This is a genomic window from Rhodoferax sp., assembly GCF_013297935.1.
GTDB lineage: Bacteria > Pseudomonadota > Gammaproteobacteria > Burkholderiales > Burkholderiaceae_C > Allorhodoferax.
The window spans coordinates 13,489-35,260 of record NZ_JAAFIX010000012.1 but is presented as its reverse complement, the minus strand read 5'-3'; the positions used below and the strand labels follow the sequence as shown (position 1 = coordinate 35,260).

At 60.0% G+C, this 21,772-nt stretch carries 22 protein-coding genes; 3 read left to right on the top strand and 19 right to left on the bottom strand.

Annotation, left to right across the window (positions count from 1 at the left end):
• Positions 1–91: 91 nt before the first annotated feature.
• The 5 genes from QZW03_RS14840 to QZW03_RS14820 form a co-directional block, all read right to left on the bottom strand.
• On the bottom strand, positions 92–1,960 hold the full coding sequence (locus QZW03_RS14840; RefSeq protein ID WP_296510795.1) for a potassium transporter Kup: 1,869 nt from the start codon (positions 1,958–1,960) through the stop codon (positions 92–94).
• A gap of 169 nt (positions 1,961–2,129) precedes the next feature.
• Positions 2,130–3,416 (bottom strand): glutamate--cysteine ligase, encoded by a 1,287-nt coding sequence (gene gshA / locus QZW03_RS14835; protein WP_296510794.1) that lies wholly within the window; start codon positions 3,414–3,416, stop codon positions 2,130–2,132.
• Positions 3,417–3,506: 90 nt separating this feature from the next.
• Positions 3,507–4,544, bottom strand: a complete 1,038-nt coding sequence (locus QZW03_RS14830) for a GGDEF domain-containing protein (RefSeq protein ID WP_296510793.1) — start codon at positions 4,542–4,544, stop codon at positions 3,507–3,509.
• Positions 4,545–4,700: 156 nt separating this feature from the next.
• Positions 4,701–6,023, bottom strand: coding sequence for a glutamate-5-semialdehyde dehydrogenase (locus tag QZW03_RS14825; protein ID WP_296510792.1), 1,323 nt, complete (start codon positions 6,021–6,023; stop codon positions 4,701–4,703).
• 55 nt (positions 6,024–6,078) lie between these two features.
• Complete coding sequence (locus tag QZW03_RS14820; RefSeq protein ID WP_296510791.1) at positions 6,079–6,651, bottom strand: hypothetical protein; 573 nt, start codon at positions 6,649–6,651, stop codon at positions 6,079–6,081.
• 103 nt (positions 6,652–6,754) lie between these two features.
• Here QZW03_RS14820 and QZW03_RS14815 point away from each other — a divergent pair, with 103 nt between their 5' ends.
• Positions 6,755–7,195 (top strand): hypothetical protein, encoded by a 441-nt coding sequence (locus tag QZW03_RS14815; protein ID WP_296510790.1) that lies wholly within the window; start codon positions 6,755–6,757, stop codon positions 7,193–7,195.
• Between the two features lie 18 nt (positions 7,196–7,213).
• On the opposite strand, the gene holA is transcribed toward QZW03_RS14815, so the two are convergent.
• The 10 genes from holA to bamE form a co-directional block, all read right to left on the bottom strand.
• Entirely contained in the window at positions 7,214–8,308 is a 1,095-nt protein-coding gene (holA, locus tag QZW03_RS14810; protein WP_296510789.1) for a DNA polymerase III subunit delta, read from the bottom strand.
• Positions 8,309–8,360: 52 nt separating this feature from the next.
• Positions 8,361–9,269 carry an arginase gene (locus QZW03_RS14805; RefSeq protein WP_296510788.1) on the bottom strand — a complete coding sequence of 303 codons (909 nt, stop codon included), beginning with the start codon at positions 9,267–9,269 and terminating at the stop codon, positions 8,361–8,363.
• Positions 9,266–10,318 carry an ornithine cyclodeaminase gene (locus QZW03_RS14800; RefSeq protein ID WP_296510787.1) on the bottom strand — a complete coding sequence of 351 codons (1,053 nt, stop codon included), beginning with the start codon at positions 10,316–10,318 and terminating at the stop codon, positions 9,266–9,268. Before QZW03_RS14800 ends, QZW03_RS14805 begins: the two co-directional genes overlap by 4 nt.
• A gap of 195 nt (positions 10,319–10,513) precedes the next feature.
• Entirely contained in the window at positions 10,514–10,993 is a 480-nt protein-coding gene (locus tag QZW03_RS14795) for an Lrp/AsnC family transcriptional regulator (RefSeq protein WP_296510786.1), read from the bottom strand.
• Positions 10,994–10,995: 2 nt separating this feature from the next.
• Positions 10,996–11,496 (bottom strand): LPS assembly lipoprotein LptE, encoded by a 501-nt coding sequence (gene lptE / locus QZW03_RS14790; RefSeq protein WP_296510785.1) that lies wholly within the window; start codon positions 11,494–11,496, stop codon positions 10,996–10,998.
• A 5-nt stretch (positions 11,497–11,501) separates the two neighbouring features.
• On the bottom strand, positions 11,502–14,270 hold the full coding sequence (gene leuS, locus QZW03_RS14785) for a leucine--tRNA ligase (RefSeq protein ID WP_296510784.1): 2,769 nt from the start codon (positions 14,268–14,270) through the stop codon (positions 11,502–11,504).
• 74 nt (positions 14,271–14,344) lie between these two features.
• A complete protein-coding gene (locus QZW03_RS14780) occupies positions 14,345–14,773 on the bottom strand; it encodes a biopolymer transporter ExbD (RefSeq protein ID WP_296510783.1) in 429 nt (142 codons plus the stop codon).
• Positions 14,774–14,775: 2 nt separating this feature from the next.
• The gene (locus QZW03_RS14775; protein WP_296510782.1) at positions 14,776–15,426 is read right to left on the bottom strand and encodes a MotA/TolQ/ExbB proton channel family protein; all 651 of its coding nucleotides are present in this window, start codon (positions 15,424–15,426) and stop codon (positions 14,776–14,778) included.
• Positions 15,423–16,226, bottom strand: coding sequence for a 4-hydroxy-tetrahydrodipicolinate reductase (gene dapB, locus QZW03_RS14770; RefSeq protein ID WP_296510781.1), 804 nt, complete (start codon positions 16,224–16,226; stop codon positions 15,423–15,425). Before dapB ends, QZW03_RS14775 begins: the two co-directional genes overlap by 4 nt.
• Before the next feature lie 27 nt (positions 16,227–16,253).
• Positions 16,254–16,808, bottom strand: a complete 555-nt coding sequence (gene bamE, locus QZW03_RS14765; RefSeq protein WP_296510780.1) for an outer membrane protein assembly factor BamE — start codon at positions 16,806–16,808, stop codon at positions 16,254–16,256.
• Positions 16,809–16,891: 83 nt separating this feature from the next.
• On the opposite strand from bamE, the gene fur reads away from it, so the two are divergent.
• Positions 16,892–17,326, top strand: coding sequence for a ferric iron uptake transcriptional regulator (gene fur / locus QZW03_RS14760; RefSeq protein ID WP_296510779.1), 435 nt, complete (start codon positions 16,892–16,894; stop codon positions 17,324–17,326).
• On the opposite strand, the gene hprK is transcribed toward fur, so the two are convergent.
• The 4 genes from hprK to QZW03_RS14740 all read right to left on the bottom strand — a co-directional run bounded on the left by hprK (position 17,323) and on the right by QZW03_RS14740 (position 20,560).
• Entirely contained in the window at positions 17,323–18,273 is a 951-nt protein-coding gene (gene hprK / locus QZW03_RS14755) for an HPr(Ser) kinase/phosphatase (RefSeq protein WP_296510778.1), read from the bottom strand. The two genes, fur and hprK, sit on opposite strands and share 4 nt — an antisense overlap.
• Before the next feature lie 27 nt (positions 18,274–18,300).
• A complete protein-coding gene (locus QZW03_RS14750; RefSeq protein ID WP_296510777.1) occupies positions 18,301–18,768 on the bottom strand; it encodes a PTS sugar transporter subunit IIA in 468 nt (155 codons plus the stop codon).
• Positions 18,769–18,844: 76 nt separating this feature from the next.
• A complete protein-coding gene (raiA, locus tag QZW03_RS14745; protein ID WP_296510776.1) occupies positions 18,845–19,174 on the bottom strand; it encodes a ribosome-associated translation inhibitor RaiA in 330 nt (109 codons plus the stop codon).
• 165 nt (positions 19,175–19,339) lie between these two features.
• Entirely contained in the window at positions 19,340–20,560 is a 1,221-nt protein-coding gene (locus QZW03_RS14740) for an MFS transporter (RefSeq protein ID WP_296510775.1), read from the bottom strand.
• Between the two features lie 195 nt (positions 20,561–20,755).
• Here QZW03_RS14740 and corA point away from each other — a divergent pair, with 195 nt between their 5' ends.
• Positions 20,756–21,742: a magnesium/cobalt transporter CorA gene (gene corA / locus QZW03_RS14735; RefSeq protein WP_296510774.1), complete on the top strand. Its 987-nt coding sequence runs from the start codon at positions 20,756–20,758 to the stop codon at positions 21,740–21,742.
• Positions 21,743–21,772: the final 30 nt, after the last annotated feature.

Sequence of the window (21,772 nt, the reverse complement as noted above, 5' to 3'; positions counted from 1 at the left end):
ACATCAACCCGCTGCCGGGCCGCCCCAAAGCGGGTTAGCCCCCTCGGGGGGCAGCGACCCGCACCGCGGCGGAGCGTGGGGGCACAAACATCTAAATCTCAATTTTGGAGCCCAGCTCCACCACCGAGTTGTTGGGCAGATTCAGAAAATCCGCGGCTGCACTGGCGTTGTGGTGCATTTGGGCAAACAGCTTCTCACGCCACGGGGCCATGCCCTCGCCCAAGGTGGGCACCACGGTGTCGCGGGACAAGAAGTAGCTGGTGGTCATGGCGTCGAGCGCGCAACCCCGCCCCCGCATTTGCTCCAGAGCCTTAGGCACATCCGGGTCGTTTTTAAAGCCGTAGTTAATGGTGACTTGCCAGCAGTCGTGGCCCAGCGCCTCGATCTGCAGGCGCTTGTCCAGCCCGATCCAGGGCACCTCATGGCTCTTGACCGTCACAAACAGATTGTTCGCGTGCAGCACCTTGTTGTGCTTTAGGTTGTGCAAGAGCGCGTTGGGCACACTGCCTTTGTCGGCAGTCAAAAACACGGCCGTGCCCTCGACCCGCGCGGGCGGGCTGACAAACACCGCTTCCAAAAAGCTCGACAGGTCCAGCGAGTCCGCCCGCAGTTTCTCGTTGAGCAGGCGTCGCCCGTCTTTCCAGGTGATCATGAGCGTAAAAATGGCGCCCCCGATGGCCAGCGGGAACCAGCCACCTTCAAAGAATTTCAACAGGTTGGACGCCCAGAACGCGAAGTCCACCACAAAGAAAAACCCGGTTGCACCCACGCACAGCCACAACGGGTATTTCCAGTTGTAGCGCACCACATAAAACGTCAGGATGGTGGTGATCAGCATGTCGGTACACACTGCAATGCCATACGCGGCCGCCAGATTGCTGGACGACTTGAACATCACCACCGCCAGGACGATTGCCACAAACAAGCCCCAATTTACGAAGGGCAGGTAGATCTGGCCGGTGTCCTTCACGCTGGTGTGCGTGACCTGCAGGCGGGGCAGGTAGCCCAACTGAATGACCTGCTTGGTGACCGAGAACGCACCCGAAATCAAGGCTTGCGAGGCGATCACGGTCGCCATGGTGGCTAGGCCCACCAAGGGCAACAAGGCCCAGTCAGGCGCCATCAGGTAGAAGGGGTTTTTGACGGCCTCCGGGTGGTCCAGCAACAAGGCCCCTTGCCCGAAGTAATTGAGCGTCAGCGCAGGCATGACGATGGAGAACCATGCCAAACGGATAGGCTGTTTGCCGAAGTGGCCCATGTCTGCGTAAAGCGCTTCGCCGCCGGTCACGCACAGCACCACCGCACCCAGGATGATGAAGGTCGTGCCCGGGTTATTCCACATGAAGCTGAGCGCGTAATGCGGGCTGATGGCCCACAAAATGCGCGGTTGGTCGATGATGTGACTCACCCCCAGCACGGCAATGGTGATAAACCAGACTACCGTGATCGGACCGAAGAACTTACCGATACCCGCCGTGCCGCGCTTTTGCACCGCAAACAGGCAAAACAGAATCACCAGCGTGAGCGGAATCACGAAGCGCTTAAAGCCGGGGGAAATCACCTCCAGACCTTCCACAGCCGACAAGACCGAGATGGCCGGGGTGATCACACCATCGCCGTAAAACAAACAGGTTCCGAAGATGCCGAGTATCAACAGCACCCGGCGCAGCTTCGGCTTGTCTTTGACCGACTGCGAGGCCAGTGCCAACATGGCGACCAGTCCGCCTTCACCGTGGTTGTCGGCCCGCAGGACCAACACCACATATTTGATGGAGACGATGACCGTCAGGGTCCAGAAAAAGATGGAGAGGATGCCGTAGACATTGTCCTCAGTGAAAGGGACATGGCCGGAGCCGAAGACCTCTTTCAGTGCGTACAGCACACTGGTGCCGATGTCGCCGTATACAACGCCGATGGCACCGAGCGTGAGTGCCGCGAGAGACGATTTGGATGCTGACACAAAAACCCCCAGCCTACGATGGACGCCGGGTTCCGTTCCTTAAGGGAACGCTATTTTGCGCTTTGTAAACGGGCCGGCAAGTGCCAAAGCCACGTTTCCAGGGCTTTTTCGCGCCGTGTTGCACTGCAGCAACTTGGAGTCTCCAGCACCCCGAGAGACTTGACGGAGCTCAGTCGTAGCGCTCTGCGTCGGGGTCGGTGGCTTCCAGCTCGTAGCTCGCTGCCAGCATAGCCAGGCGACCGATCACTCCGTACATATAGAAGCGGTTGGGTGCACTGGCACCGGGGCGCACACCCGGCTGAGGTAAGTGCGTACTCTCGGCGAAAGCGAGTGGCACGTAGCTGGTGCCGGGCGCGCTGAGGTTTTCATCCACCCCGCGCTCGGCGTGCATCCGGTAGAAGCCGCCCACTACATAGCGGTCCATCATGTAGACCACGGGCTCGGCCACAGCATCGTTGACGCGCTCATTGGTGAGCACACCTTCTTGCAGAATGAGCTCCAGAGGGTCGGGTCCGGCCTCCAGACCGGCGCCCATTTTGCGGAGTTTGGCCTCTAAATCTTTGGTATCGCGCACCGAGAAGATGGTGTTTCCGCTGGTCCGGTTGTCGGCCTTGATGACCAGAAAGGGCTTTTCCTTGATGCCGTATTCCTTGTATTTCTTCTTGACCTTGGTCAGCATGCCCTCGATGCGGCTCACCAGAGCCGCAATGCCCTCTGCGCTGTGCAGGTCCGCCACGCCATAGGGCTCGAACATGGGTGTCATCAGCCAATGGTCCACCCCGATGAGTTTGCCGAAGCGCTTGGCCACCTCTTCGTAGCAACGGAAGTGGGTGCTCTTGCGGCGGGTCGACCAGCTGGCGTGCAGCGGCGGCAACAGGTACTGCTCGTGCAGGTCTTCCAGAATTCCTGGCACGCCGGCACGCAAGTCGTTGTTCAGCAGAATGGTGCACGGATCAAAGTCTTTGACGCCGAGCCGCCCTTTGGTGCGTACCACGGGGTCGAGCGTGATGGAATCACCATCGGGCAAATCGATTTTGGTACTTTTCTTGATGTCCGCGCTGATGGAGCCGATGCGCACATTCAAGCCGGCCATGTTGAAAATGCGCCCCAATTGGGCCAGGTTCATCAGGTAATAGGTGCTGCGCAGGTTGTTGTCGGGAATGATCAACAGGTTGCGCGCTTCGGGGCAGATTTTCTCAATCGCCGCCTGAGCTGCTTGCACCGCCAAGGGCAGCATGGCGGGGGTCAGGTTGTTCCAGCCCCCGGGGAAAAAGTCGGTGTCTACCGGTGCGAGCTTGAAGCCGGCATTGCGCACATCCACGGCGGTATAGAACGGCGGTGTGTGCTCCATCCACTCCAAGCGGAACCAACGCTCAATCGCGGGCATGGAATCCAGGATCCGCTGCTCGAGTTCATTGATGGGGCCGGTCAGGGCGGTGATGAGATGCGGGACCATGCTCTAGGGGCTTTCTTTGGGGGGTGTCGGGCTTTATTTTAGAAGTGCCACGACACATGGGTATGACAAAGGTTTTTACAAGCGCCCCGGCTAGAAGAGCTCGGTGGAACCATACCGCATATCTCTGATCAAGCCCTGTTTGAGCAAATCACCGAAAGACTGCACTTGGTTGCGCCCCCTTTCTTTGGCGCAATAGAGGGCTCTGTCGGCACGTCCGATGTTTTCTGATGGCGAGAGGGCCGGATCAATGATGGCGTAACCTACGCTCACCGTCACGCTTTCAACTTGTGGAAAGTGGTGGCCCTCCACCTTGCTGCGTACCCGCTCAAACAGGGTGTGCATAGCTTGGGGTGACTCCGCTCCGGCCACCACCAGAAATTCTTCACCGCCATACCGGTAGACCGGATCGCTTTTCCGGAAGCAACTTGAAATCAGGCGAGAGACCAGGAGCAGTATTTCATCCCCCAGGATGTGGCCGTGATGGTCATTGACCTTTTTAAAGTGATCGATATCGATCACTGCCAAGCCGTACATCTGCACCACGCTGCTACGTCGGGCGTCCGATTGCGCAGACTCCCGCCCGAGCACCGACCACATACGGTCAATGTTCAAATCCATGGCATGCCGGTTGTACAGCCCCGTGAGCCGATCGCGTTGACTTTCGTCGAGCAGCGCGTGGTAATTGGAGTAGACCCGCAGTATCCCGTTGATGAGCCCCTGGTCGTGCTCACCCATGGGCTGGCGCAAGCGCATGCTGATCAAGCCACTCAGTCCCTGGGAGCCCATCAGCGGAAACATCTGTAGGCCGCCGGATTCGGTTCTGCGGGAGGCAGGTTTGAGGCTCAAGACCACTGTTTGCGCAAGACTGCGAACATCCGCGGGGACTTCGATGTTCGCGTAGACCGTATCCACCTGCTCGGTATCTCGCCCCATGCTCCCGGCAAGCACTTCGATTTGGCGGTAGTAATGAAGCGCTTTGGTGACCTCTTGGTTCGCATCCAGCGTCCACAAGGACAAGTCTTCAACATGGACGGTAGAGCCAATGGCCCGCAACAAACTCTGCTCAATGGCGGCGAAGTCACGGGTAGCCGTAATTTTCTCCAATTTGGAGAGAAGCGAGATGCTCATGTTCTTAACTTTCCGGTTCCAACTGCGCTCGTCAGGCACAAGTTTGTCTAAGCGTCTTGCTCGTCGCCTAAGTTACACCGGGAAAAGTATCAAAACAAGGAATTAATCCACGTTTAGGGTATGTCAGTAGATCCCGTGAAGGGTCCAGTACTGCACTCAACTGCGCACTTCGCCCTCCCCCAGCACCACATATTTCAGCGAGGTCAGCCCCTCAATGCCCACGGGGCCCCGGGCGTGGAACTTGTCGGTGCTGATGCCGATTTCGGCGCCGAGGCCGTATTCAAAGCCATCGGCAAAGCGGGTGCTGGCGTTGACCATGACACTGGCCGAATCGACCTCGCGCAGGAACTTCTGGGCGTGCACGTGGTTGGTGGTCAGGATGGCGTCGGTGTGGTGTGATGAATACTGGTTGATATGGGCAATCGCCTCGTCCACCCCGTCCACCAGCTTCACGCTGACGATCGGGGCCAGGTACTCCTCGTACCAATCCTGTTCAGTGGCGGGCACCAGCTTAGCTATTATTTCAGGAGCTGCCTGCGCAGTATTTGCGAGGGCTAGAGGCCTATTTGACTCCAAAATAGCCAGCGCTTCGGGGTCGCAGCGCATCTCCACGCCCTTAGCCGCATACACCGCGCCGATCAGTGGCAGAAACTGCGCGGCCACTCCGCGCGCTACCAGCAGGCCTTCGGTGGCGTTGCAGGGGCTGTATTTGTTGGTTTTGGCGTTGTCCGCCACCTTGACCGCCATGGCGATGTCGCACGGGTCGTCCACATAGGTATGGCAATTGCCGTCCAGGTGCTTGATGACGGGTACTTTGGCGTCGCGGCTGATGCGCTCGATCAGCCCTTTGCCACCTCGCGGAATGATCACGTCCACAAACTGGGGCATGGCGATCAGCTGGCCCACCACGTCGCGGTCGGTGGTTTGCACCAGCTGCACCGCGTCGGCGGGCAGGCCGGCCTCGGTGAGCGCCTGCTGCACCAGCTTGGCCAGTGCCTTGTTGGAGTCAATGGCCTCGGAACCGCCGCGCAAAATGCAGGCGTTGCCGCTTTTGATGGACAGGCTGGCTGCCTCAATCGTCACATTGGGCCGGCTCTCGAAAATCATGCCGAACACGCCAATGGGCACCCGCATCTGCCCCACACGGATGCCGCTGGGCTGCTGCTTCATGCCGATGATTTCGCCGATCACATCGGCCATGGCCGCCAGCTGCTCGCAGCCTTCGGCGCAAGTTTCGAGCACCTTGGGGGTGAGCTGGAGGCGGTCCACCATGGGGCCGGAGAGTCCGTTGGCCACCGCGCGCTCGATGTCCTTGGCGTTGTCGATCTGCAGGGCCTGGGTGTTTTCGCGCAGCAGGCGGGCCAGCGCCCGGAGCGCTCTGTTTTTAATAGCTGCCGGCGCACGCGCCATCTGGGCTGATGCCACTTTTGCTTGAGAACCGAGGGCCAGGGTGTATTCGGTGGTGTTGGACGCGTTCATGCGCTGATTTTCGCAGAACCGGAAAATAGCCCCGCCGAGGCGGGTTCTGAGCCTCTCAACGGCCACCCAATACGCCTGACCAGCGTTCCAAATCTTGCACGACGACGCCCAATTTCAACGCCTCTGTCACCACAGAGTTCCAGGCTGCAGATTCAACTCGCACACCCGACTGAAAAAGTGGTTCTTGCATCCGCTGCAGCAGCAGCGACTCCCATTGCCCTGAAGTCCGTACATTCCCCAAAGCACCCAATACCCGCCGCTTGGCTTCGACCATTCCTGGCACACGCATCAAGCCCAGCAAGCGCTTGCGGGTCTCGGCTTGGGTGTTGATTTTTTCAGCCTGCTGGTGGATGGCCTCGTTCAGCAGCATGTCCATCACTTGAGCTTTGTCTTGGCATGCTCTGGACCACACGATTTCGCCGGAAAAGTGTTGCAAGCTGCGCTTCAATGCAATGGGGCCGTCCAGTAATTCTTGCGCGTGAAAAAAACAAAACCCGCGATCGTTCCATTGCTGCGCCTCCAGCAACAACCAAGCGTCACCCAGCGCCAGGTGCAAGCGGATAGGGATTTGGTTGTGACGTAATCCGTCGCGCTCACCCAAGTGCTTGGTCTGTTCAAACGCAGTCATGATCCTATTTTTGCAGATCAACTCGAATCCCCCGTTTGGGGGATGGTGGATGTGTAGTGAAGCCCCTAAGATTGCGCCTCTTTAACTCAATGGACTCGACAGCATGGCGCGTTTTTCAGCACTTGTTGTAGGCATTTCCCTCGCTGCTTTGGGAGGTTGCGCCAGCAGCCCCAAACCGGCCTCCTCCAACACAGCCGCCGCCACAACAGTACCGAGCCTCAAGATTGTTCTGGATTGTGGTGCTTGCCAGGTTCGCCCAACTGTTCCATCACTGATCCAAGAGGGCTACAACACGGCAGCCGCTAGCGCGGGCGCCAGAGTCTCTAACGCCTCCGAGGCAGTTTTAACCATCAAAGATTACGCCGAACGGAGCGACGGGGCGCGCTTCTTTGCAGGTGCTTTTGCCGGGAAAGATGAAATCAAGGCAACCGTGGTCGCAGGAAGTAAGCAATTTTCAATTGAGGACTATTACCGGAATGCTTGGCAAGGCATCGAATCCCTCGCCAAAAAAATTGGGGCATCAGCTTTCGAAAAGCTGCAATAAGTTCGGTTGCTCCAACCTCTAGCGCCGGGCAACTACGCCGCCCGGTCTTTGCCCACCTGCACACAGTGCGCACACCTGCAAGGCCAGCCGGCGCAAAGCCTGCCAGCCACTGGCCGGCCAGTCGGGCTGCTTCAGGCCTTTGACAATGCCGTCCACCACGTGGGCGGACTGCAGCAACTCCGCCAAGGTGCGCTCCGACAATTTGGGCAGCACCCGCTCAAACAGGCGCTCTTTGGCACCCCAGATGCGGTTCTCGCGCAAGGCCATCGGCAGAGGGCGGCCCTGGCCCATGGCGTCTTTGACGCGCTTGAGGGCGCGGATGTCTTCGGCCAAGGTGTAGTGCACCAGCACCTCGGCTTCACCCTCGGCCTGCAGGCCGTCCAGCATGCGCTGCACCCGCGCGGCTTGCCCGGCGAGCACCGCCTCAGAGAGCTTGAATACGTCGTAGCGAGCGACATTGAGTACCGCGCTCTCGACCTGAGCCTGCGTCAGCACCCCGTCTCCGGCATCGGCGGGGTAGAGGAGGCCGAGTTTTTGAATTTCCTGGTGCGCGGCCAGCAGGTTGCCTTCCACGCGGTCCGCAAAGAACTGCAGGGTGCGTTGCCCCTCTTCCCCCCCCTGCACCCGCTGACCCTGTGCAGCCAGCCGCTGTGCGATCCACTGCGGCAAAGCACTGCGCTCGACCGGGTCCACCTGCAGCGAAATGCCGTAGCTCTCTAGGGCTGAAAACCAGGCGCCGGACTTGGTCATCTTGTCCAGGCGCGGCAGCATGACGATGGTGAGCGTAGAGTCGTTGCCCTGGGCGGCCTCGGCCAACTGTTGCAGGGCCACGCTACCGTCTTTTCCAGGTTTGCCGCTGGGAATGCGGATCTCCACAATTTGCTTGTCGGCAAATAAGCTGAGCGAGCCGCCGGCAGCCAGCACCTCACTCCAGTCGAAATGGGCCCCTGCCACCGTGTGGGAGGTGCGCTCGGTGTAGCCCTGGGTGCGGGCCACGGCGCGGATGGCATCCAGCGCCTCTTGCTGCAGCAGTGGCTCGTCACCGTGCAAGGTGTACAGGCTTTTGAGCCCGCGTTGCAGGTGGTTCTGGAGTTGGTGGGCCGCGACTTGCATAGGCTGCCGAGTTTACTTGGCCCCAGTGCCGCGCAGCGACGCCGGTTCAGCGCTAGGCGGCCAGTTCCAGCGCCTCGTCTACGGGCGCGAGTGCAGCGCATAGCAGAGCGGTTGCCGCCTGCGCGGTCTGCCCTCCGAAGTCGCGCAATGGGTTGTATTCCGTGAGCTCCATGGCCACAAAGCGGGGGTCTTGGCTGCAGCCCGCCAAAGCCTCCAGCACATCGGCCAGGCGTATGCCCTGCTCCACCGGCGTGCCGGTGCCGGGCGCGTCGCGCGGGTCCAGGCCATCGAGGTCGAAGCTGATGCCCCAGCCCGCTGTGCCGGCTTGCACCCGCTCCCGGGCCTCTGCAAAGCAGGCGGCAAAGCCCCGCTCCAGCACCTCGGGCATGTACATCACGCGCACCCCTAGGCGGGCCAGCAGCGTCTGCTCGGCCGGCTCATAACTGCGGGCACCGATGATGACCAGCTGCGCGGGCTGCAGCTTGTGGCGCCAGCCAAACACATCGGTCATGCCGGCAGAGCCATGCCCGAGCAACGCGGCCACCGGCATTCCGTGGGGGGCTTGGCTGTCCGACGTGTCGGGGGTGTGGGCGTCGAGGTGGGCATCAATCCAAATCAAGCCCAACGAACCCCGGGGGCGCAAATGCTCCGCCACGGCACTCCAGGTGCCCACGGCACAGGAGTGATCGCCACCTACCACCAAAGGCTGTTGGCCCTGCTGCAGAACCTGCGCCACGGTGCCGGCCAGTTGCGCCGAAAACGCTTCAATCGCGCCCAAGCGGCTGGTGGCCAGCATGGGCTGGGCGCTCACCGTCTCGCCCCAAGTGACCGTGCGACCGCTCGCCGCCAAGGCGCGCTGCAAGCCATGGTCTTTCAAGGCGGACGCGCCCCATTTGCATCCGCCATCGCTGGCACCCTCGCCCACCGCTGCGCCGACGATGTGTAGCACCGGCTGGCTCATGCTGCTTTGCGCAATGGTGCGCGGGCTGCTGTCGCGCAGGCGAACAGGTCTTTAGGGTCCGCCAGGTCGGGCACCAGTTGCACGGTACTGCCCACCCCTAGCTTCTTAGAAAGGGCGTGCACATAGCGCAGGGCCGACAAGTCCTCCAGGGCAAAGCCCACCGAGTCAAACAGCGTGACTTGCTCCGCGCTGTCGCGGCCAGCTGCGGTGCCCGCCAGCACTTGCCACAGCGGATGCGTGACAAAGTCTGCCGGCATTTGCTGCAACTCGCCCTCCACCCGGGTTTGCGGCTCAAACTCCACGAACACCTTGGCGTGGTTCAAGATGGACGCTTCCAACTCGGTCTTGCCGGGGCAGTCCCCGCCCACCGCATTGAGGTGCATGCCGGGCTCGATCATGTCGGCGCTCAGGATGGTCGCGTTGGTCTTGTCGGCCGTGACCGTGGTCACGATATCGGCGCCGCGCACCGCCTCGCGGGTAGACGCACAGCGCACGATGGTTAGGGCACCGGACTCGGTGTAGCTGCGCAGGTTGGCCACCAGCTTGTCGGTCGCCCGGGTGTCCACATCAAACACGCGCAGCGTGCGGATGCCGAGCTGGGTCATGAAAGCAATCGCCTGGAACTCGCTTTGCGAGCCGTTGCCGATCAAGGCCATGGTGCTGCTCTCAGGGCGGGCCAGCACTTTGGCGGCCATGGCCGAAGTGGCGGCCGTGCGCAGGGCGGTGGTGATGGTGAGCTCGCTGAGCAGCTCGGGGTAACCGGTGGCCACATCGGCCAGCACGCCGAACGCCATCACGGTGGACAGGCCTTGCAACGGGTTTTTGGGGTGGCCGTTCACATACTTGAACGCGTACAGCGCGTTGTCAGACACCGGCATGAGCTCGATCACACCGTTGGTGCTGTGGTTGGCGGTGCGGGGGGATTTGTCAAAGTCTTCCCAGCGCGAGAAGTCTTCGCGGATGGTCTGGGCCATCTCCGACATCATGGGGGCCAGGCCGTGCTGGCGCACCAGGGCTTGCATGTCGTGAACGTCGATATAGCGGGTCATGGGCTGCTCCTCGGGCAATGTGCCGGGAGGAATTGCGAATCCAGTGCGGATTCCGCATTCAAGGCCTCTCCGGCTATTACACCTAGTTTAGGAGGCCTATCGTGCTGTAAAGCGACGAAGTCAGCGCAGCAAAGCGCGTAAAACGCTGCAAGCCCACAAATTCACTTCCGAATCGGAACTGGAGTAAATCGATAGTTACCGGGTTGTCCGCACCATCAGCGGGAAACCGGCGAACTCTTTCACCGTTTGCAGCTCGGTGCTGGTGACGACTTTGTCTACGCCGAGGCCGACATCGTCAATCCAGGTGTTGGTGAGTTCGCGGTAGTGGTTCAGATCGCGGCAGGCCAGGCGGACCAGGTAGTCGTAGCGGCCGCTGACCAGGTAGCAGGCAATCACCTCCGGGCAGGCGACCATGGCCTGCTCAAAACGCTGCACCGTGGCCTGGCGCTGGTCTTTGAGGGCGATTTCGGCAAACACCGACACATGCTCACCGATGGACTGGCGGGCCAGCAAGGCACGGTAGCCTTCGATATGCCCCTCGTCCTCGAGCTTGTGAATGCGGTTGAGCGTGGCGCGCGCAGACAGGTTGACCACCTCAGACAGGGCTTGCGCACTCATGCGCCCGTCTTTCTGGAGCAACTCCAGCAAGGTCTGGTCCACCCGGTCCAGCGCCATGCTCAGGGCTCCAGGGTTTTCACAGCCGCAATCCGGCGCAGCAGTTGCTGCACGATGTCGGACTGCATGTCGCGGTAGAGCAGCACCTCTTCGGCCTCTTTGGCCAGCACCGCAGATTCGTTGAAGCTGATGTCGCGCTCTTGCAGGATGTCTGTCGGCTCGATCAGGTCGCGACCCTGGGCGCTGCGCATGCGAAAGCGCACTTTGATGCGCAGCTGGTATTCACGCACCTGGCCGGACGCGTTCAGGGCCACGATGACCTTTTCACGCGTCTCGCCCAAGATATCGACGATCACCTCAGGGGGCACTCCACCCGCAGGCGGCGCCACCGGCCGCACCATGTCGCCCAAGTAGCGACTGAGCTCCGCTGCCACTGCCGCCCCCTTTTCAGGGGTGACGGCAATCGTTTCAAAGGCGTAGGTTTGCTTGCCACGCAGCTTAAAGCCGCAGGCTCCCAGCAGAGCAGCCAAGGGCAGTGCGCATAGTGATCGGCGGCTCAGCATGGCGCTCAGACGACGATGTTGACCAAGCGACCGGGCACCACGATGACCTTCTTGGCCGCCGCACCTGCCGCGTGGCTCAAGAACACCTCGCTGGCCAGCGCGGCCGCCTCGATGGCCTCTTTGCTCGCACCGGCCGGCACGCGCACCGCGCCGCGCAGCTTGCCGTTGATTTGCAGCACCAGCTCGATCTCGTCCTGCACCAAAGCGGCTGCGTCCACTTGCGGCCAGGGCGCATCCAACAGGTCGCCCAGCGCGGAGGCATAGCCCAGCTCAGACCACAGTGCGTGCGACAAGTGCGGCGTGGCCGGGTACAGGCAGCGCAGCAGGATGCCGAAGCCTTCGATCAGCGCCACCTGAGCACCGGCACTGTCCAGCGCCTTGAAGCCTTCCAGCGCGTTGATCATCTTCATGGTGCCGGACACCACGGTGTTGTATTGCATGCGCTGGTAGTCAAAGTCCACCTGTTTCAGCACGGTGTGCATCTCCAAGCGCAGCGCCTTGGCTTCTTTGCCGAATTCCACGTCATTAAGGCTCTTAGCCCCCGCCACGCTTGCGCGAGCAGCTACAGAATCCATAGCAGACAGCTTGTAGCCAAAGTTCCAGACGCGGCGCAAAAAGCGGTAGCTGCCTTCCACCGCCGAGTCGTTCCACTCCAGCGTGGCCTCGGGGGGCGAGGTGAACATGGTGTAGATACGGGCCGTGTCTGCGCCGTATTTCGCGATGAGCTCCTGCGGGTCCACGCCGTTGTTCTTGGACTTGGACATGGTGCCCACGCCCTCGTAGTCGATGGCCGTGCCTACGGGCAGCATGCCGTCGGCGCTGTCGACCGGGTTGATGAGCTTGGCACCCACCACCTTGCCCGCCTCGTCCTGCACATGCTCCACATCGTGCGGCCAAAAATACTCTTTGCCGCCCTTGGCGGTTTTGCGGGAGTAAATGTGGTTGAGCACCATACCCTGCGTGAGCAGCTTGGTGAAGGGCTCGTCCACCTTCACCAGGCCCAGATCACGCATCACCTTGGTCCAGAAGCGGGCGTAAAGCAGGTGCAGGATGGCGTGTTCGATACCGCCGATGTACTGGTCCATGCCGCTGCCACCGGTGGCGGCCACTTGATCGCGCATCCAGTAGTCCGTGCCGCCAGCCACCATCGCCTCCGCGTTCTTAGGGTCGCAATAGCGCATGAAATACCAGGACGAGTCCACAAAGGTATCCATGGTGTCGGTCTCGCGGCGCGCGGCCTTGCCGCACACGGGGCAGACCACACCGGCGTGAAAACCTTCATGCTTGTGCAGCGGGTTGCCCGAGCCGTCGGGAATGCAATCCATCGGCAACACCACTGGCAGGTCTTTTTCAGGCACGGGCACCGCGCCGTGTTCTTCGCAATGGATGATCGGGATGGGTGTGCCCCAGTAGCGCTGGCGGCTCACACCCCAGTCGCGCAGGCGCCACGTGGTTTTCTTCTCGCCCAGGCCTTTGGCGACCAGGTCTGCAGCCACCGCATCCACGGCGGCCTTGTAGGCCAAGCCGTCGTATTGGCCGGAGTTCACGGCTACAGCGCGCTGCTTGTCGCCGTACCAATCCGCCCAGGCTTCGAGCGAGAAAGTTTCTCCGTCTACGACCACCACTTGTTTGATCTCGATGCCGTACTTCTTGGCAAACGCGAAGTCGCGTTCGTCGTGCGCGGGCACGCCCATCACGGCGCCATCGCCATAGCCCATGAGCACATAGTTGCCAGCCCAGACGGCGACTTGGGCGCCCGTCAGCGGGTGCGTCACAAACAGGCCGGTAGGCTGGCCTTTTTTCTCCTGTGTGGCCAGTTCGGCTTCGGTGGTGCCGCCTGACTTGCACTCCTCCAGAAACGCGGCCAGGCTGGCATTGCCCGCCGCAGCGTGCAGCGCCAAGGGGTGTTCGGGCGCCACGGCGCAGAAGGTCACACCCATCACCGTGTCGGCACGGGTGGTGAACACGTACATGCGGCCGTCGCCAATCAATGCGCCGGTCGAATCCTTGATGTCGTGGGTGAACGCAAAGCGTACGCCCTCGCTTTTACCGATCCAGTTTTCCTGCATCAGGCGCACGCGGTCGGGCCAGCCGGTCAGCGTGGCCTTGTCGTTACCCATCTGCACATGGTCCAGCAGCTCTTGCGCGTAGTCCGTGATCTTGAGGTAATAGCCGGGGATCTCGCGCTTCTCGACCACCGCACCGGTGCGCCAGCCTTTGCCGTCAATCACCTGCTCGTTGGCCAACACAGTCTGGTCCACCGGGTCCCAGTTCACCACCTGGGTCTTGCGGTAGGCGATGCCTTTTTCGAGCATCTTCAGGAACAGCCATTGATTCCACTTGTAGTACTGTGGGTCACAAGTGGCGACTTCGCGGCTCCAGTCGATGGCCAGGCCCATGGCCTGCATCTGGCCCTTCATGTAGGCGATGTTGTCAAAGGTCCACTGGGCGGGTGGCACCTTGTTTTTGAGCGCGGCGTTCTCGGCGGGCAGACCAAACGCGTCCCAACCCATGGGCATGAGCACGTTGTGGCCGTTCATGCGCAGGTAGCGCGCCAGCATGTCGTTGATGGTGTAGTTGCGCACGTGGCCCATGTGCAGCTTGCCGCTGGGGTAGGGCAACATCGAGCAGGCGTAAAACTTTTTCTTAGGCTTGCCGTCCACGCCCACGGTGTTTTCGGTGACCCGGTAGGCGGTGTCACCGTTCCACAAAGGCTGCGCCCAATGGGCTTGCGCGGATTTTTCTACGTCGAGGTGCTGGTATTTGTCTTGCATGGGGAGTGGATAGCAATAGCGCTACCGGATAGAAAGGCTTGGTGCGATTTTAGGCGCTGCACTGCGCGCGCATTTCAGGGCTGAGTCGGCGCCCCGGGTTCTGCCACGAATCCGATCTTGCTCAGGCCGGCTTTCTGGGCCCAGCCCATCAGTTCGACCACCTTGCCGTAGGGCACGGTGGCGTCTGCGCGCAACTGGACTTCCGTATCAGGGTTGCGTTTGGCGGCTTCTTGAAATGCGTTCGCCACGGCAGGTTTTTCCAAGAGCTGGTCGTTCAGGTACACCTTGCCGTCGGCATCCAGGGTGACTGCCAACGATTGGGGCGCATTGAGCGCCTGTGCACCTTCGGCTTGCGGCAGCGCCACTTTGACCGCGTTGACCATCAAGGGGGCTGTGATGATGAAGATCACCAGGAGCACCAACATGACATCGATCAGCGGCGTCATGTTGATCTCGCTCATGGGTTGCGGACTGCTGGAGCGCTCAAGGCGGCCGAACGCCATGGTCAACCCTCGGCGTCGCGCGCGAGAACCAGCTCCCGCAGATCGAGCGCAAAGCCTTCCAGGTCGGCTTCGATGCGACCGATCAAGCGGCCGAAAATGTTGTAGGCCAACACGGCAGGAATCGCTACCGCCAAGCCGGCCGCTGTCATGATCAGCGCTTCGCCCACCGGGCCTGCAATCGCATCAATACTGACTTGCCCGCCACCGGTAATACCCACGAGCGCGTGATAAATGCCCCACACAGTGCCCAACAAGCCGACAAAAGGGGAGGTGGAACCTACTGTTGCCAGCAGCACTTGCCCAGCCTGCAAGCGCAGCAGCACAGCATGCAGTGCATTGCGCAGCACCCGGGTGAGTTGCTGACCGCGGTCGCCGGCACCTGCCAAGGTACCCGGCTGTTGCAGATTCGCGGCCTGCACCAACGGCAACACCAGACCTTCGCGGTCAAACGCCGGCAACGCAGCTACAGCGGCAGGCATATCCGGCGACTGCCAAAAGGCGGCTGTGCCGCGAGCCACATCCGACAGGGCTCTGCGCAACAGCCAGCCCTTCCAAAAAATCACAAACCATGCTGCCACGGACATGCCCAGAAGCACCAGCGCTACGCTGGTGTGCACGGCATCACCCTGGAAGATGGTTTGCCAGGGGTTCATTTCAAATTGAGCACATCAAACATGTCGTACAGGCCGGGGGCGCGCCCTGCGAGGTAGCGCACCGCACGCAAACTGCCTTGCGCATAGGTGGCGCGGCTGGACGATTTGTGGGTGATTTCAATCCGCTCGCCGGTGCCGGCAAACAAGACCGTGTGGTCACCCACGATGTCGCCACCGCGGATGGTGGCAAACCCGATGCTGGACGGATCGCGCTCCCCGGTCACGCCATAGCGCTCGTACACAGCGCACCCCTTCAAATCACGACCGAGGGCGTCGGCGATGACTTCGCCCATCTTGAGCGCGGTGCCGGAGGGAGCATCCACCTTGTGGCGGTGGTGGGCTTCCACAATTTCAATGTCGTAGCCTGTAGAGAGTGCCTTGGCCGCCATCTCCAACAGCTTCAACGTCACATTGACCCCGACGCTCATATTGGGCGCCATCATGATGGGAATGGACTTGGCGATCTCGGCGATTTCGGCCTTTTGCTCGTCGGTAAACCCGGTGGTCCCGATGACTGCTGCAACACCCAATTCGCGGCACACCTGCAGGTGTGCCAGTGTGCCTTCAGGCCGGGTGAAGTCAATCAGCGCCTTGCTGTGCTTCAAGCCTTCATGCAGATCCGACGTAATCAACACGCCCGCGGCTTTGCCCGAGAACGCACCGGCATCCAGACCCAGCGCCGGGCTGCCGGCGATATCCAGAGCACCCGCAAGCGTGCAGTCGTCCGCCGCGCGGACTGCTTCTATCAACATTTGGCCCATGCGGCCGGAGGCGCCGGCAATGGCGATGGTGTGCGTCATAGTGTGACTACTTCTCAGAAAGGGGGATCAAAGTCCGCTGGGTTCCAACGGTGGATAGGCGGTTCCAGTGGCTCCGGTGGAAGGACTGGTTGCGGCAGCGCCGCTGTCCCGCTTTGGAGCCGGGAATTTTTTCAGTGACTCTTCAGAAGCAGTCAAAGGAGGGATAGGGCCCGTTGCAACTTTGCCGCGCAAGGTAGAGACGAACTCCGTCTCGCTGGGCAACTCGTCCGCTTCAATACGGCTGATGGTGTCGCCTGCAAAAAACACGGTCACCTTGCGGGCTTGCGGTTCGCTGCCCTGGCGCTTGAGGGTAAATACATAGTCCCAACGGTCAGCATGAAACACACTGGTCAGCAAGGGAGTGCCCAACACGTCTTGGGCGATAGCGCGGGGCATGCCCACGCGCAACACCGCCAGTTGCTCACGGGTCACCACATTGCCTTGAACGATATCTATTTTGTATGGCGTCAACACGCCCACCGCTTTGTCACCGGTGGAGCGGACCGAGCCGCATGCGCCCAACATGGCCAAAGACACCGCAACGACAGCAATCCGGAGACTACGGGAGGAAATGAAGGGCATGAAATTTGAAGAACGATATGATCGCGGCATTGTAGCGGTTGACCCCTGTTGGCCCGTCCGATGACCATGCCAGGAATGTGCTGATGAACAATATTGACGAACTAAAAAACACCGGGCTGAAAGCCACCGTTCCGCGCCTGAAAATTCTGGAAGTCTTCCAGCGCGGCACCCAGCGCCACATGACTGCCGAAGACGTGTTCCGGGTCTTGTTGCAAGAGCGCTCGGATGTGGGCTTGGCTACGGTCTATCGTGTGTTGACGCAGTTTGAACAAGCCAGCATTCTGAGCCGCAGCCATTTTGAAAGCGGCAAAGCGGTCTACGAACTCAACGAGGGCCAGCACCACGACCATTTGGTGTGCCTGGATTGCGGACGCGTAGAGGAGTTTTACGACGCGGAGATTGAAAAGCGCCAGCAAGCAGTCGCTAAATCCAAGGGTTTTGCAATTGCAGATCACGCACTGAGCCTGTACGCCCACTGCACCAAGGGCGACTGCCCGCACCGGAATTCCGAGAACTAGTAGCCCTGCGCCATGGCTTTGCGGTGGCGCTCCACAAACTCCTGATAGGTGTCGATGCCCCGCAACTGCAAGATAGTGTTGCGCACCGCCGCCTCCACCAGCACCGCGATGTTGCGCCCCGCCACCACTTGAATGACCACCTTGCGCACCGGAATCCCCAGCACATCCTGGGTGAGTGGCTCGTAGGGAATCCGTTCGTAATCGCGCTCCAACGTTTCGCGACGCACCAGGTGCACAATGAGCTTGAGCCGCATCTTGCGGCGGACTGCCGTCTCCCCGAAGATGCCACGGATATCGAGCAAACCGATGCCCCGCACCTCCAGCAGATTTTGCAAGAGCTCGGGGCACCGCCCTTCGATGGTCGTCTGGTTGATCCGGAACAAATCCACGGCGTCGTCAGCGACCAAGCCGTTGCCCCGCGAGATCAACTCCAGCCCTAGCTCGCTCTTGCCCAGGCCGGATTCACCGGTAATCAACACGCCCAAGCCCAGAATATCCATGAACACCCCGTGCATGGACATGCGGTCGGCAAAGTGCTTTGACAGATAGGCCCGCAGTACATCGATCACAAATGCGGACGACTCTTTGGTCGCGAACATGGGGATCTGTGCCCGCTCACACATAGCGAGCAGCGCTTGCGGTGCGACCTGCCCGTCGGCCAGCACCAAGACAGGCGGCTCCAGGGTCACAATGCGTGAGATACGACGAGCGCAGTCCTCGGGGGTCGCGTTCGTGATGTAAGTGATTTCCCGCTCGCCCAGAATCTGCACGCGGTAGGGATGGATGTAGTTCAGGTAGCCCACCAAGTCCGCGCCAGAGCGCGCAGCCTTGATGGCCACTTCATCAAAACGCCGCTCCGAGGCCCCCAAACCTGCGACCCACTCCCAGCGCAAATGCCCGCGGAATTCTTCAAAGAGGGCGTCAGCGCTGACAGCGGTAGGCTTCAAAGCAGCACCGTAATCAGGAGAGGGGGTTTACGCCGCTCTGGCCGACTGCCAACCGGCAATCAAACCGTGGAGCTCGGTGGCGTCAAAACAGCTGGTGATCTGCTCGCGCAGCGCGGAGTCACTGAGTAACTCCGCAATTTCGGACAGGATTTCCAGGTGTTTCTGGGTCGCCGCTTCAGGCACCAGCAGAAATATCAGCAGGCTGACCGGCACATCGTCAGGCGAATCGAAACCGATCGGGTGCGCCAACTGAAATACAGCTGCCATCGGGGACTTGAGCCCTTTGATACGACCATGAGGAATCGCAACCCCATGCCCCAAGCCAGTGGAACCCAGGCGCTCGCGGGAGAACAGGCTGTCTGTGACAAGCGCCCGGCTGAGCCCGTGCAGATTTTCAAACAGCAGGCCCGCCTCTTCAAATGCGCGCTTTTTGCTGGTGACATCGACTTGCGCAAGAACTTGCGAAGGAGGGAGTATGGACGCGAGGCGGTTCATGGTAAGGAGCGGATTATGCACATAAAAAAACCGCCCGTGTCAGGGCGGTTTTAGTGTTGTCGTCTCTATTGCAACACTACATCAGGCGCTTGGGAGCCTCGTGGTGGTGGTTTTGCAGCCGGTCTTTGTGGCGAACCACCTGGCGGTCGAGCTTGTCGACCAGCTCATCCACAGCGGCATAGAGATCTGCATGTGCGCTTTCGGCAAACATGTCGCTGCCTTTGACATGGATATTGCATTCGGCGCGTTGCCGTCGTTCCTTTTCCTTTTGGTTTTCAACGGTGAGTAGAACCTTGACATCCACCACTTGATCGAAGTGGCGCATGATGCGATCTAGCTTGGTCGTAACGTAACTACGCAGGGCCGGGGTAACTTCAAGGTGATGACCGCTGATCGTCAAATTCATAAATAACCTCCAGTTGCTCTCAGGGTTGAAAAAGCCTTGTGCCACTCGGGCATTCAGCACTCAAACTTGTTTACCAAATTGCGGTCTCTATGAATCCACTATGCGCCCGTTTTCGGTCAAATGCAAAGTCTTTTTGTAATGCACCGCAACAAAAAATGGACTTGGTCAGCGCGGCTTTGCGGGCCCCTGGTGCAGGTTCAGCTTCGCTGCAATCAGCACTGCCAGAAGGCTCGCTACTGCTCCCAACAAGGCCGAAATCCAGTAGTTTTGCACCGATCCGGCGGCATCTCGGCTGATGATGTAGCCACCCACCAGAGCAGCCAAACCCATGGCGGCGGATTGCACAGAGGCATTCAGGGTCATGAAAGTGCCGCGCAAGGCCGGATTGGCAGCGGAGGTCACCATCGCCATTCCGGGAATCATGCGGCCGCTGCCGCACACGAAAAACACGGTCGACACCAGCAAGGCGCCCGACAACCCGACCGGCCCCAGGAGCGTCAAGCCCACCAAGGGAAAGACAAAAGCCCATGCAATGGCCCGAAAAGTGTTGAACTTGCCCCAACTATCGGCAAGTCCGCCGAACCAACGCGCTGTGATCAAGGTCGCGACACCACCGCACAAATACACATAGGGAATCTGCTGCGCTTGAAGCCCTACATTGGCCTGCATAAAGATCGTGATGTAGGGAATAACCGTGAAACCGGAAAACATCAGCAGCGCCGAAAAACAAAATGCTTTCAGGTGGTTTCGATCCCGAAGCACCTCCGATATGCGCCCCCATGCAGAGTTGTGGGCTTGAGCCTGCAAGTGGGAGTTCAATGCCGGCAAGGTCAGCCACGCAAACACCGCGAACAAGCAACAGATTGCCGCAATCAAAAGAAATGGCATGTGCCATCCGAAATGGGCCGCCAGAAAGAGGCCCAGCGGCACCCCCGCAACGGTGGACACCGAGAAGGAGGTCATCACGATCCCCATGGCGTGGCCACGACGCTCGAAGGGAATAACGTCGCCCACAATGGTTTGGCTCAATGCCGACAACACTCCACCGAAGACACCGGCAAAAATGCGCGCGACCAACAGCGCTTCGTAGCTAGGCGCAATTCCGCAAGCCAATGTGGAAAGTGCAAATAGGGTGTATAGAACCAGCAAAAGACGCTTGCGGTCGAACTTGTCGATGTAGGTCGAAGCAACCAAGCCGGATGCCCCGCCCGCAAGGGTGTAGGCCGACACCAAAAGGCCGAATTGCGCGTCGCTGATGCGGAAAAGGCTGGTCAAGGCCGGCCCCAGCGGCATCATGATCATGAAGTCCAGGATGTTGGTGAACTGGATGCCCGCCAAGGTAATCAGCAACCAGCGCTCGCGCCGGGGAGTCATGGGAGTAGGCATCTTGAAATGAGTCTTCGCAGAATAGGTAGGGGACCCACTCTAGCAGTCTATGCAGTGCGATAATTTCAGCTTCTGAATTACCGGAGAGCGCTCCTTGGAAACCTACCCTAGTCGGTAGCTTTCAACTCCCACCACTGCAACGGGGTTGAAAGCACCCAACACCCGATTGCAGCCAACAACACTTGGGAGTGAGCCATGCTCAACATCTTTACGCTCGCCAACGGGCGGCTATTTCAAGAAGAAATCGAGTCCCTGGAGGAGCTATCCAAATTCCAGCCCATCTGGGTTGATTTGGAGTCCCCCACGCTGGAAGAAAAGCGCTGGGTCAAGCAGTACTACGGCTTGTCTATCCCGGACGATGCGATGGACGAGGACATCGAAGAGTCCGCCCGCTTTTACGCAGAAGACAACGGTGACCTGCATATCCGCAGCGACTTTTTGATCGCGGACGATGATGAACCGCGCACCGTGCGGGCCGCGTTTATCTTGAATTTGGTCAACGATGACCTCAAAAGCAAAGGCGTTTTGTTCTCAATCCACGATGAGGACGTGCCTGTCTTCCGCCTGCTGCGCATGCGCGCCCGCCGTGCACCCGGCTTGATCGAAGACGCCAAAGAAGTGCTCCTCAAACTGTTTGATGCGGATGCCGAGTATTCCGCCGACACGCTGGAAGGCATTTACGACGAGCTCGAAAAAGTCAGCAAAAAGGTGCTTTCGGGCAATGTGAGCGATGCGATTGCCGGCGAGGCACTGGGCGCTATTGCGCGTCATGAGGATTTGAGCGGCCGCATCCGTCGCAACGTGATGGACACCCGACGTGCGGTGAGCTTCATGATGCGCAGCAAGATGCTCAACGCCGAGCAGTTTGAGCAGGCCCGCCAAATCCTGCGGGATATTGATTCCCTGGACTCCCACACGGCGTTTTTGTTCGACAAAATCAACTTCTTGATGGATGCGACGGTGGGTTTCATCAACATCAACCAGAACAAAACCATCAAAATTTTCTCTGTGGCCAGCGTAGCCCTGCTGCCACCCACGTTGATCGCCAGTGTGTATGGCATGAATTTCGAGTTCATGCCCGAGCTCAAACAATCTTGGGGCTACCCTTATGCTCTGGCCCTGATGATTGCCAGCGCAGTCGTTCCCATGTGGTATTTTCACCGGCGAGGCTGGCTCCGATAGGTGTCATTTCAGGCTCCAGCCCTCTACCCG